At 33.2% G+C, this 11893-nt stretch carries 17 protein-coding genes; 11 read left to right on the plus strand and 6 right to left on the minus strand.

Features of this window, described 5'->3' with window-relative positions; translation table 11 throughout:
- Positions 1 to 10: 10 nt before the first annotated feature.
- Positions 11 to 964: a hypothetical protein gene (locus AEQU1_RS12355; RefSeq protein WP_146743752.1), complete on the minus strand. Its 954-nt coding sequence runs from the start codon at positions 962 to 964 to the stop codon at positions 11 to 13.
- A 218-nt stretch (positions 965 to 1182) separates the two neighbouring features.
- Here AEQU1_RS12355 and AEQU1_RS12360 point away from each other — a divergent pair, with 218 nt between their 5' ends.
- Positions 1183 to 3057, plus strand: coding sequence for a radical SAM protein (locus tag AEQU1_RS12360; RefSeq protein ID WP_111881579.1), 1875 nt, complete (start codon positions 1183 to 1185; stop codon positions 3055 to 3057).
- Between the two features lie 17 nt (positions 3058 to 3074).
- Here the strand turns inward: AEQU1_RS12360 and AEQU1_RS12365 are convergent, their stop codons facing one another.
- Entirely contained in the window at positions 3075 to 3596 is a 522-nt protein-coding gene (locus tag AEQU1_RS12365; RefSeq protein WP_111881744.1) for a sigma-70 family RNA polymerase sigma factor, read from the minus strand.
- A 502-nt stretch (positions 3597 to 4098) separates the two neighbouring features.
- Between AEQU1_RS12365 and AEQU1_RS12370 the strand changes: the two genes are divergently transcribed.
- The 8 genes from AEQU1_RS12370 (at position 4099) to AEQU1_RS12400 (ending at position 8135) form a co-directional block, all read left to right on the plus strand.
- The gene (locus AEQU1_RS12370; RefSeq protein ID WP_111881581.1) at positions 4099 to 4263 is read left to right on the plus strand and encodes a Lacal_2735 family protein; all 165 of its coding nucleotides are present in this window, start codon (positions 4099 to 4101) and stop codon (positions 4261 to 4263) included.
- Positions 4264 to 4266: 3 nt separating this feature from the next.
- Positions 4267 to 4671: a DUF2452 domain-containing protein gene (locus tag AEQU1_RS12375; protein ID WP_111881582.1), complete on the plus strand. Its 405-nt coding sequence runs from the start codon at positions 4267 to 4269 to the stop codon at positions 4669 to 4671.
- A complete protein-coding gene (locus AEQU1_RS12380) occupies positions 4653 to 4961 on the plus strand; it encodes a TIGR03643 family protein (RefSeq protein ID WP_258455295.1) in 309 nt (102 codons plus the stop codon). Before AEQU1_RS12375 ends, AEQU1_RS12380 begins: the two co-directional genes overlap by 19 nt.
- The gene (locus AEQU1_RS12385) at positions 4961 to 6076 is read left to right on the plus strand and encodes an FAD-binding domain-containing protein (protein WP_111881584.1); all 1116 of its coding nucleotides are present in this window, start codon (positions 4961 to 4963) and stop codon (positions 6074 to 6076) included. Before AEQU1_RS12380 ends, AEQU1_RS12385 begins: the two co-directional genes overlap by 1 nt.
- Before the next feature lie 58 nt (positions 6077 to 6134).
- Positions 6135 to 6263 carry a DUF2256 domain-containing protein gene (locus AEQU1_RS12390; protein ID WP_111881586.1) on the plus strand — a complete coding sequence of 43 codons (129 nt, stop codon included), beginning with the start codon at positions 6135 to 6137 and terminating at the stop codon, positions 6261 to 6263.
- Positions 6260 to 6835 carry a cryptochrome/photolyase family protein gene (locus tag AEQU1_RS16390; protein ID WP_309300261.1) on the plus strand — a complete coding sequence of 192 codons (576 nt, stop codon included), beginning with the start codon at positions 6260 to 6262 and terminating at the stop codon, positions 6833 to 6835. The genes AEQU1_RS12390 and AEQU1_RS16390 overlap by 4 nt, the downstream gene beginning before the upstream one ends.
- A gap of 66 nt (positions 6836 to 6901) precedes the next feature.
- Positions 6902 to 7747: a hypothetical protein gene (locus AEQU1_RS16395; protein ID WP_309300262.1), complete on the plus strand. Its 846-nt coding sequence runs from the start codon at positions 6902 to 6904 to the stop codon at positions 7745 to 7747.
- Positions 7748 to 7781: 34 nt separating this feature from the next.
- The gene (locus AEQU1_RS12400) at positions 7782 to 8135 is read left to right on the plus strand and encodes a DoxX family protein (RefSeq protein ID WP_111881587.1); all 354 of its coding nucleotides are present in this window, start codon (positions 7782 to 7784) and stop codon (positions 8133 to 8135) included.
- Between the two features lie 8 nt (positions 8136 to 8143).
- On the opposite strand, the gene AEQU1_RS12405 is transcribed toward AEQU1_RS12400, so the two are convergent.
- Positions 8144 to 8506 carry a DoxX family protein gene (locus AEQU1_RS12405; protein ID WP_111881589.1) on the minus strand — a complete coding sequence of 121 codons (363 nt, stop codon included), beginning with the start codon at positions 8504 to 8506 and terminating at the stop codon, positions 8144 to 8146.
- A 152-nt stretch (positions 8507 to 8658) separates the two neighbouring features.
- On the opposite strand from AEQU1_RS12405, the gene AEQU1_RS12410 reads away from it, so the two are divergent.
- A complete protein-coding gene (locus AEQU1_RS12410; RefSeq protein WP_111881590.1) occupies positions 8659 to 9084 on the plus strand; it encodes a hypothetical protein in 426 nt (141 codons plus the stop codon).
- 65 nt (positions 9085 to 9149) lie between these two features.
- Positions 9150 to 9641 carry a CIA30 family protein gene (locus AEQU1_RS12415; protein WP_111881592.1) on the plus strand — a complete coding sequence of 164 codons (492 nt, stop codon included), beginning with the start codon at positions 9150 to 9152 and terminating at the stop codon, positions 9639 to 9641.
- 438 nt (positions 9642 to 10079) lie between these two features.
- Here the strand turns inward: AEQU1_RS12415 and AEQU1_RS12420 are convergent, their stop codons facing one another.
- From AEQU1_RS12420 to AEQU1_RS12430, 3 genes are all read right to left on the minus strand, one after another.
- Positions 10080 to 10604 (minus strand): glutathione peroxidase, encoded by a 525-nt coding sequence (locus AEQU1_RS12420; protein ID WP_111881596.1) that lies wholly within the window; start codon positions 10602 to 10604, stop codon positions 10080 to 10082.
- A gap of 115 nt (positions 10605 to 10719) precedes the next feature.
- Positions 10720 to 11418, minus strand: coding sequence for a GTP cyclohydrolase I FolE (folE, locus tag AEQU1_RS12425; protein WP_111881597.1), 699 nt, complete (start codon positions 11416 to 11418; stop codon positions 10720 to 10722).
- Positions 11381 to 11791 carry a 6-carboxytetrahydropterin synthase gene (locus AEQU1_RS12430; RefSeq protein ID WP_111881599.1) on the minus strand — a complete coding sequence of 137 codons (411 nt, stop codon included), beginning with the start codon at positions 11789 to 11791 and terminating at the stop codon, positions 11381 to 11383. The genes folE and AEQU1_RS12430 overlap by 38 nt, the downstream gene beginning before the upstream one ends.
- Between the last annotated feature and the right edge of the window lie 102 nt (positions 11792 to 11893).

The raw sequence follows: 11893 nt of genomic DNA on the forward strand, positions 1-11893 counted from the left end.
TTGGTTTATGTTATTTCTCTTTTATTTCGCCCCATTCATATTCCGTAGTGTCGCCAATACCTTCTCCATTTTCTTCATAGCTATAAAAAACTCCGTGATTTATCCAGTTATTTACCTCCTCGTCAAATAATTGTCCGTAGATAAACTTAATATTGCCATTATCCCAATATTCTATCTTTGCTCTATATTTGTCAGTTATATCTAACTCACCATTTTCTAAATACCATTTCCATTCTCCATCTCTAATATTTCCAGCATATTTATTTATACCATTATCAAATGGGTCAAATAATTTACCATAAACTCTTTTATTACCATTTTCATAGAATTGTGTGTATTCACCAATGTAAGAGTTATTTAAAAACATAAAAGTTGTGTATTCCTCTTTCTTAATAGTAGAATTTTTGTAATAAATTACTGTTTTTGTTTTTAACCCTTTTACCTCGCTTTTATCATCCGAAAATGTTTTTTGACTTGCCAATAGGTTGCCATATTGGTCAATGGAATTTTTTATCCATCCGTCATTTAACATTCGTCCAATTTGTTCCACCCAACCTTCATCATCATCCGGATGATATTTCCAATACACAGTTTCGCCCTCGTCAAATTTTAAAATCTCCATTAAATCTCCATCATCATTCCATTTTTTACTTTCACCTTGTTTGAGACCTAATTTATAATTTTCGTTGATAATTAAATTTCCTTTTTCGTCATAAAATTTATAGTTTCCATCTAACAGCATTCCGCCATTACCTCCTTTAGTTGACTTTATCTTCGAAAATTCTGTGTACCAATAATATTCTTTATTATCATCAAAATCAGTTTTATTATTTCCAACAAGGACATTAAAAATTTCTAAACCATTTGTGTACTGTATTCTTATTTCTTCCCTTTTGCCAGAAGATTGTGAATGGAGAAATGCTATTGTAAATATAAATATGAGAGTAAGTAGAGATCTTTTCATTCCTTCTATATTATCAATATTTTTCAAAATATTTGGGTAATCGCCAAACTTTTTGCTATTATCCCTCACATGTGCTTGAGTTTATTTCCAAATATAATTAAAAGTAAATCACCCGCATTACGGAAAACCGCAAAGGAGAAAATTAATAGGGGAGAAGTTCAAATATAGCAACTATCAATTAAGAATAACTAATAAACAATTATCAATACCTTTGCCCAATGCAATCCAAAATCCTATTTATAACGCCACCGTTTACCCAGCTGAATACAGCCTATCCGGCATCGGCTTATTTAAAAGGTTTTTTGGAAGGTCACGACATTGCCGTGCAGCAATGCGATTTAAGTATAGAACTCTTTACCGCCATTTTTACGGGCGATTTTCTTCGCGCTGTGTTTAAGGAAGCACAAGCCTTAAAGCATTTTGATTACCCAGAAGTTCGGAAGATGAAGGCCAAGTACATAGCGTGCGTGGATGTTGTTATTCCGTTTCTTCAAAAGCAGGATCTTGCAACGGCGCATAAAATTCTGGAACCTAATTTTTTACCGTTGGGTCATCGGCTTTCTAAAGTAAATACTACTATTAAATGGGACGCTGGAGAAATTGGCATCATCGATAAAGCAAAACATTACGGAACCCTTTTTATTGAAGAGATAGGCGATTTTATGCAGGCGAATGTGGATGAGTTTTTTGCCTTTACAAAGTACGCCGAGCAGATTGCCACTTCAGCCAGTAGCTTTAATGAAATAGATGAGTTTTTAAGTTTTCAGCCAACTATCATTGAAGAGAAAATGCTGGATCTTTTAATAGAAAAGATTAAAAAAGAGCAACCGCTTTTGGTTTGCTTTACCATTCCGTTTCCCGGTAATTTGTTTGCAGCCTTGCGTTGCGCCCAATTTACAAAACAGTTTTTTCCCGATATTAAAATTGCTTTTGGTGGCGGCTATTGCAACACCGAACTGCGTTCGCTTACAGACCCACGGATTTTTGAATTTGTGGATTTTATTTCCTTGGACGATGGGGAAGGGCCTTTGCTAAAAATGGTTCAGTATCTGGAAGGGAAGGTTACTATAAATGATTTGGAACGGACGTATGTGCTGGAAGACGATGCGGTTGTTTATAAGAATAAATTTCCGAACACCATTTACCATCATAGAAACTTGCCAGCGCCTGATTATTCTGGGCTGCCTTTCGAAAAATATGTGTCTTTTCTGGATGTGGTAAACCCGATGCACCGTATGTGGACGGATGCCCGATGGAATAAAATGACCATCTCGCACGGCTGTTATTGGAAACAATGTTCGTTTTGCGATGTGAGCTTGGATTATATTGGGAATTACCAAAACACAACCGCTGAAGATTTAGTCAATAAAATTGAAAAGATAGTTAAAGACACGGGCATTACAGGTTTTCATTTTGTGGATGAAGCCGCGCCGCCAAAAATGTTACGCGCTTTAGCGAATGCATTAATAGAGCGGAATGTAAAAATTACTTGGTGGACGAATATTCGTTTTGAAAAGACGTTCAGCTTTGAGTTATGCGAATTAATGGCTCAATCTGGCTGTATAGCCGTAACTGGTGGCTTGGAAGTAGCTTCGGATAGGTTACTCGCCAAAATGAAAAAAGGGGTCGATATTGCGCAAGTAACGCGGGTTACGCATAATTTTTCTGAAAACAATATTATGGTTCACGCCTATTTAATGTATGGTTTTCCCACCCAAACGGAACAGGAAACTATTGATTCGCTAGATGTGGTAAAGCAATTGTTTGAACGCAATTGCATTCAGTCGGCTTATTGGCATCAGTTTACTACTACTATTCACAGTCCAATAGGCAAAAACCCTGAGGATTTTGGAATACTAGTTACGGGACCTGAGTTTGAAGGTTTTGCCCAAAACGATTTGTGGCATGAAGATCCGCAAGGCGCCGATCACCCGAAATATACTAGTGGCTTAAACTTGGCATTGCACAATTATTTAAACGGAACAGGTTTCGATAAAGAAATACAACATTGGTTTGACTTTCCGGTGCCTGCAACTACGCAGCCTGCTGGTATGATTGAGGGGTTTTTGGGAGAGATTGTTGCCATTAAATAACAGGAACTAACTTAAGATTAGTTACATTTCGAGCAATTAGGTTCACCAATCAAACTTCCGTTTTTGTCTAATTCGTATTTGCAGCATTCGTTGAAGTTTTTCTTTAAAATGTCTTTTGCTCGCCGAATTCGTGCTTTTACATTGGCAAGGCTGATATCTAATATTTCTGAAACTTCGTTTTGTTTTTTCCCTTTTAAGTAAACCAATTCAATAGGCTCTTTGTAGATAAGGGGTAATTGGTTGATAAAGGTATCGAAACAACAAATATTTTGATAGCTTTCAGTATTAATTTCATTGGCTTCTTTTGTAGTTGCAACATATACTGATTCCTGTTTGAAGAAATTAGCAATCTCATTACGCGCAATCTGAAAAACCCATGCTTTTATCTTTTCTTCTTCTTTAAGCTGGTGTAGGTTTTTGTGAATTTTCAGAAAAGTATTCTGAAAAATATCGTTGGTAGCGGCTTCATTTTTTACTTTTTTCAAAATGAAAAAGTAGAGCTCCTCGTTAAACTGCTTCCAAATTTTTTGGGTTTCCATATTCAAAAGTATAACAAAGGTTGGCTTTTGGGCCAACCTTTATTTTTAGTTTAACAACAACTGCAATTGTCACATTCACATTTTTCACAAGGGCAATTATTTTTTGAGCAGTCTTTACAGTTGCATTTTGGACAAGCGCAATTTGTACATTTACAAGTATTCATAGTTATAGTTTTTAAAATTCACAGAGTAGACTGAAACTTGTTGAAAAGGATACATTTTTGAAACAATTTTTAATGAATAAAATTTTCTATGCAACAATTCATCAATCAATATAATAATCCTCATTCCATGGAAAGTTCATTTGGTATCATCTAAAATATATCTATTTTATTTTTTTCGATTCCTTAATAGCTAAATAAAAATCTAAGGGATATATGAACAATATCAAAAAGTTAAGTCAAACATTAACAAATCATTCTGTTTAACATTATGAATAAATAGTTAAACATTTTTTATCTTTACGCTCTATTAAAAAAGAATTTAAATAAAAATCTAAAGGATGTTTCGATTATTTAGTAAGAAATCAGAGAAAGATAAATTATACGAACAATATCAAAAGCTATTAAAAGAGTCGCATAGCTTGTCTACAACAAACAGAAAGCAAAGTGATCAAAAGGCTTATGAAGCAGAGGAGATTATGAAAAGGTTAGAACAGTTAACCTAGTTTATGAATGATACAAAGATCCCTGATCAAGTAGTTTTTGACGTAGCAACTCAAAAATATGATTCCTCCTTAAAGCCATACGCTACAAATGTTGGTGCTCCAGTGATAACAACCACAGATACTGTGGCTTGGAAAAACAGAAGCATTAACAAACTGAATCACAAAGTACAAACACGGTATCAAGAAATAAAAGCGCAATACGATCAATTAATACAAGAGTTTGAATACAACAACTTAATATATAATGCTAAATTTTCATTCGAGCCCATTATAGGCGATAGCTATCACTTATACATTCGCGCTAATGATGAGACATTCCTATCGCTAATAGCACCAGAACAATGCAATTTTAAATCATTGGGAAGTTTCCGTTTAAACAGCGATCAAATTTGGGAAAAAATAGTGTAAATATAGTTTTGGAAAAAGAATTTACAGAACGGCAATTAGACCGTATTATAGAAATGGCTTGGGAAGATAGAACGCCTTTTGAAGCTATAGAGTTTCAGTTTGGAACTCCAGAAAAAGAAGTGATTCTACTAATGCGCGAAAACTTAAAAGAATCTAGTTTTAAACGCTGGAGAAAACGTGTAAACAGTGGTGTAAGCTCCAAACATTTGAAAAAACGAGGTGCAGAGATTAATCGTTTTAAATGTTCAAGACAAAGTGCCATTTCTGGTAATAAAATAAGTAAACGTTAATGCATAGTGAACCAGATACAAAGGCACAGTTTCCAACGGCTTTTGATGCTATTTTAGAAAAAATCACAACTATTGATCCTATTGCTTATGGTCCTTCAAGAAACTACGTAGATGGTGCAGTAAGTTACCTATCGCCTTATATTTCTCGCGGGGTTATTTCCACGAAATTTGTTTATCATCAATTAATGGAGCGCGGCTTTCATCCAGGTCCGATTATGAAATTCACTCAAGAATTGGCATGGCGCGATTATTGGCAGCAGTTTTGGATTGCCAAAGGTGATGCTATTAATCAAGATTTAAAGCACAAACAGGCTCCAGTTATAAGTATGGAGATATCTTCGGCATTGGCTGCAGGAAATATAGGCATTACAGCTATAGATTTAGCTATTCAACAATTATATACAACAGGCTATATTCACAACCATTTGCGTATGTACCTTGCAAGTATTGCGTGTAACATAGCTCATAACCATTGGAAAACACCTGCACAATGGATGTACTATCATTTGTTGGATGCTGACTGGGCTAGTAATGCACTAAGCTGGCAATGGGTTGCAGGAGCCAATAGTAATAAAAAATATTATGCCAATCAGGAGAATATAAATAACTTTTGTTACAGCAACCAGACCAATACTTTTCTAGATGTTTCATATGACGCTTTTGAAAATTTACAGATTCCAGAAGTGCTAATTGACACACAAATATTAAGCCTCACCACATCCTTACCAGAACAAAAAGAGATTGTCATAAATGCAGCACTACCTACCTGTATTTATAATTTCTACAACTTAGATCCTATTTGGAAAAAAGAAGAGTCCATAAATCGTATTCTTTTATTGGAACCTTCACATTTTAAGCAATATCCAGTTTCTAAAAAGACCATTGATTTTATACTCGATCTTTCTAAAAACATACCCAATATCCAAATATTTGTAGGTGAATTTGATGAACTTATTAGTAGCTATAAACTGAACACTATTTATTATAAAGAGCATCCTTTAAATAATCATTATAAAGGTATCGAAGAACCACGGGATTGGATGTTTGATGTAAAAGGATATTACCCATCTTTCTTTGCTTTTTGGAAAAAATGTAAAAAGGAAATTATATTTTGAACCGGTGCCGTTTCGCTATAGAGAAGCATTCAAGAGTTAATAAAGTTCCTAAATTGGTATGAAGAAGCAAGATTTACCCCAAAAAATATGTGTCGCTTGTGAACGACCTTTTACTTGGCGGAAAAAATGGGAAAAGAATTGGAAGGATGTAAAATACTGTAGCGAGCGTTGTAAAAAGAATAAATGAAAAGCATAAACATAATATTTCCGCATCAATTATTTCAAGAATCTCCACTTTTTGAAAACAAGGTGCCTACGTATGTTGTTGAAGAATATTTGTTCTTTAAGCAGTACCCATTCCACAAGCAAAAAATAGCCTTTCATAGAGCTACTATGAAACGGTATGCAGATTTTCTTCGGAAAGAGAAAAACTTAGAGGTTATTTATGTTGAAGCTATTGCGAAGATATCAGATATCAGATTACTTATTCCTGAATTAAAACAACAAGGTATTCAGCATATTAATTATATAGATCCCACAGACAATTGGCTTCAAAAGAGATTGGATACTGGTTTTCAAGAAAACGGATTAACTGGAAAGCAGTATTCATCGCCTTTATTCTTAAATTCTAAAGAGGATTTAGCTACTTTTTTTAAAAGTGATAAAAAGAAATACCATCAAAGTGCTTTTTACACAGAACAACGTAAAGAGCGTAACATACTTATGGAACCTGATGGTAAACCAACAGGTGGTAAATGGTCATTCGATTCCGAAAATAGAAAAAAATATCCTGCTAAAAAGACACCGCCAGCTATTTAATTTCCTGATGTTGATGAATATTATGATGAAGCAAAACAGTATGTAGAAACACACTTCGCAGAACACTTGGGAAAGCTTACCAATCAATCCTTATATCCCACTAGTTTTGAAACTACAAAAGCCTGGCTTAGTCAATTTTTTGAGCATCGTTTTATGGAGTTTGGTGCTTATGAAGACGCTATTGACACTGAAAACTCTATACTTCACCATAGCGTATTGACCCCAATGCTTAATGTTGGTTTAATAACTCCGAAGGAAATTATTGATGTTTGTTTATTGTACGCAGAAGAAAACGAGGTGCCCATTAATTCTACAGAAGGATTTGTACGTCAAATTATTGGATGGCGAGAATTTATAAGAGGTGTTTATGAATCTAGGGGCAGCGAAGAACGAACAACCAATTTCTGGAAATTTAAAAGGAAAATACCAGCCTCATTTTATGATGGTACTACGGGTATTTTACCCATCGATCAAACAATTAAAAAAGTATTGCAAACGGGCTATTGCAATCATATAGAACGTTTAATGATACTCGGCAATTTTATGATGTTATGCGAATTTGATCCAGATGAAGTTTATCAATGGTTTATGGAACTCTTTATAGATTCTTATGATTGGGTAATGGTCACCAATGTATATGGGATGAGTCAATTTTCCGATGGCGGATTAATGGCTACTAAGCCATATATAAGTGGCAGTAATTATCTGCTAAAAATGAGCAACTACCAGAAAGGAGGATGGCAAGACGTTTGGGATGGACTGTTTTGGCGATTTATGCATACACATCGCGATTTCTTTTTAGGAAATCCTCGATTGGGAATGTTAGTACGGATGTTTGATAAAATGCCGGATAGTAAAAAAGAAAGGCATATAATAAATGCAGAAGCTTATTTAAAAACTTTAGTATTATAAAATCAATTAATAGGATTCAGTAAAATAATACAATATGAGTATTTTAACTATAGCTGTATTTTTATCAGGTGGCGCCTTCCTATTCTATGGTCTTAGCTGTTTGATTTCACAGAAAATGACCGATGAATTTATTCGATTTGGTCTTGACAAACAAAAAAGATTATTAACTGGGTATTTGCAAATATTAGGAGCCTTAGGATTAATTTTTGGAAACTTTTTTTTAGATGATTTAGTTTTTATTGCTTCGGCGGGATTATCAGTTCTAATGCTTTTGGGATTTGCCATAAGAATTAAAATTAAAGATAGTATTTCACAATCCCTACCATCTTTAGTAGTTGCCTTTCTCAATCTTTACATCTGTATAGAATATTACTACAAAATTTATTAATATGATCTCTAAGCAAATGCAATAACTAAGCACATAACTAAAAATAATGCGGCTGGAAAAGATTTAAATAGAGGGTCTTTTATTTTGATATGCATAGCTACAGATCCTAATAATAGGGCGGCTAATCCTAATGCTGCTGGTTGTTTTAATACGGGATACCATATTGCAGCAATAAGTAAAATAGCAAGTATTACTTTTATAACTCCTACAATATACATTAGGGTAGTTGATAAGCCATATTCTTTAAACTCTTCAGTAATGGTCGTAGCGTTTCCTCCACGCCATTTCGTTGGTTTCTTCCCTTGTAAAAGCCATACATTTAGAATACTAAGGCCTACGATAATTTGAAATGCTATAACTATATAATTCATATCTATAATTGAATGTTTATCTAATAAAACTAATCATAAAAACCGTTAAAAAATATTTTTCGGCTATAAAAGCACTATTTTTGTTTAATATTTTTAAGTAATTGTCAAACAAGAATATATACAGATTTTTCTAAAGTTGAAAAACAAAGCAAATGCTATTTAACACAAGCTATACAAATAAAGAGTATAACCAGCAAAGCGTAAAGATATTGGGCAAATCATTTTCTTTTTTTGAAAAAATAAAAATGGGAGGTATTGGGTCTAGCAGATTTATGATTAAAGAAATAAGCCCTAATTTAAAACCCAAAAACTTTCAAAGTATAGCTAGCAATTATTCGAATATTGAATTAAGGCCTAAAGGAATAATTATACATTTTACAAATAGACTAGACCGCTATTCGTGGATCATTCCATATTATCGTTTAGTAACCTACAGCACGCAGACCTTCAGTATTCACTCAAGCGGAAGTTTTATAAAACTTAAAAAAAATAAGAATTATATAGATAATAAAAAGTTTATTGATAAAATGCTAGCTCTAAAAAGCAATTTTTTAAATCTAGATTATTATGATGCTTAACGCATAACACTGAGAAAAAAATGATTATTAATTACTCAATTTTACTGATTTCAATTGTAACTACGATGCAAACAACAACAATTTTTGATTTTAATAAAACAATCAAAACCAATGATTGGAATGTTGTAGACGATGTGGTAATGGGAGGCAAGTCTTCAGGAACATTCTATGTGAATAAAGAAGGAAATGGTGTATTTGAAGGTCGTGTTTCTTTAGAAAATAATGGCGGATTTTCATCTTTGAGGTATCGCTTTAACAAAATCACTACAAAACAGTATGCAAAAATTGTTTTGAGAATTAAAGGCGATGGAAAGGCCTATCAATTCAGAATAAAAAATAAGTCATCTAATTATTATTCTTATATCGCTTATTTCGATACCACAAAAAATTGGGAAACCATAGAGTTAAATTTATCTGATATGTACCCAACATTTAGAGGTCAAAAAGTCAATATGCCAAATTATGATAACGAGAGTATCGAAGAAATTGCGTTTTTAATAGGCAATAAAATGGCAGAGGATTTTAAGCTGGAAATTGATTCTATAGTTTTAAAGTAAAGTTAGGTTTCAATTTAACTTGTTATTCCAAGAAATAAAATATAAAACTATATATAAATAGTAGCGTCCATAAAGCAGTACGTATCCAATTTTTATTTACTAAGGAAACCAATAGTTTTTCGCTGACAATACCTTTTGAAATCGAAGTATGTATGGGCACAAATTGCAAGAAAGTAGCCAACCAGACAAATATTATAATTATCAGACTTATCACCGTATAAACACTTGGCAGCAGGATGGTTTGATACACCGCAATACCAATTTGCCCTAGCATTAAGGGAATTACGATAACACTAAAACGGGCGGTGTATACTTTATGCCATGCAATAAGATTTTTGGCAGGATAATATCGAAAACTAGGATACACAATGCATTGTATCATCCAAATTAAAACAACTAATCCAAAATCGAGTAAAAGTCGAATTAGTTCAATAGACATTATAAGTGCTTCGTAATTTTTGAACTCATTGGTTTAGTGATTGAAAAGTAATAATCAATCAGATTGCCCTTATCATCCACCAAATATTTTTGAAAGTTCCATTTTACACTTGAACTCTTCTTGCCGTTAAGCTCTTTTGAGGTAAGCCATTTGTATAATGGATGTTGCTTGCTACCTTTTACCGCTATTTTCTCGGTAAGTAAAAATGTTACCCCAAAATTTAATTCACAAAATTCTTGAATTTGAGTAGCATTTCCAGGCTCTTGTTTCCCAAATTGGTTACACGGAGAACCAATAACAACGAGTTTATCAGCATATATATCGCTCAATGCTTGTAGCTCTTTATATTGATTTGTGAATCCACATTCCGAAGCGACATTTACAAAAAGTATCTTCTTCCCTTTAAAAGCTTTAAGAGAAATAGGTTTACCATCCAACTCATTTATGGCTATATCATAAATAGAATGCCTTTTTATTTCAGCAGCAACTGTAGTTGGTGTTTTTGCTTTATCAGGTGTATTCATAGTTATATTTTAAAAGGAACAATACCACAATCTGTTTCAAAGAATCATTCAAATTCTCTTAACCAAAGGTATTATTGTTATAGATGAAATTTTGTATCAAAACGCAGTTTCAACATTATTTTAAATAATTCTGCAATTCAGCAATTTTGTTTGGTGTATTAAATACCCCGCCATAAAACGAAGTTACAGTGGCAGAAGTATCATCTTTTATTCCACGAGAAGAAACACATAAGTGTTTTGCATCTATAATTACTGCAACATCTTTTGTATCTAATATTTCAGTAAGTTCAGCAGCAATCTGATTGGTTAAGCGCTCCTGTACTTGAGGTCTTTTGGCATAATATTGAACAATTCTATTAAGCTTGGAAAGCCCGATCACTTTTCCAGAAGAGATATAGGCAATATGAGCCTTTCCTATAATTGGAACAAAGTGATGCTCACAATTAGAATAAAATGTAATATTTTTTTCAACCAGCATTTGGTTGTATTGATATTTATTATCAAACAAAGCAACTTTGGGTTTGTTAGCTGGATTTAAACCTGAAAAAATTTCTTCTATGTACATTTTGGCCACTCGATTAGGCGTGCCTTTTAAGGAGTCGTCAGTAAGATCCAAGCCCATAACATCCATTATTTCTGCAAAAAGACCTGATATTTTGTACTTTTTTTCTTCATCAGACATTTCAAAAGCATCGGCTCTCATAGGAGTTTCAAGTCCGGAATAAATATGGTCATCGCCAATTTCTTCGTCTGAAAATCCGTTTAGTCTATTATTTTTAATGAGGGTATTCAACATAGTTTCTTGGTGTTTCATAAAGTTTAATCTTTAATTCTAGTTTAGCTTCAATCGCTGGTCGTAACAAGTTGTAAATAGTTATCGCAATATTCTCGGCAGTGGGATTCAGATCTTTAAATTCAATGGTATCCAGATTAAGGTTTTTGTGGTCGAATTTATCTAAAATTTTCTCCTTTATTAAGTCAGATAAAATCTTTGTATCTATAACATATCCAGTCTCCGGATCACACGGCCCAATAACTTTTACTTCTAAATCATAATTATGACCGTGATAATTAGGGTTGTTGCATTTTCCAAAAATGGCTTTGTTTTTTTCGTCACTCCAATTTTTATTGTGTAATCTGTGTGCTGCGTTAAAGTGTTCACACCTTACAATGGCAATCTTATTCATTTATGCTGTGTATAGATTTTTGTTTATCGTATTTTGTAGTGTAAAAGTATTCTATTTTTTTGTTTAATCTTTTATATATATTGTTAAACAAAAATTAAAACT

Origin of the sequence: Aequorivita sp. CIP111184 (assembly GCF_900489465.1) — a bacterium.
In the GTDB taxonomy this organism is placed as follows: Bacteria; Bacteroidota; Bacteroidia; order Flavobacteriales; family Flavobacteriaceae; genus Aequorivita.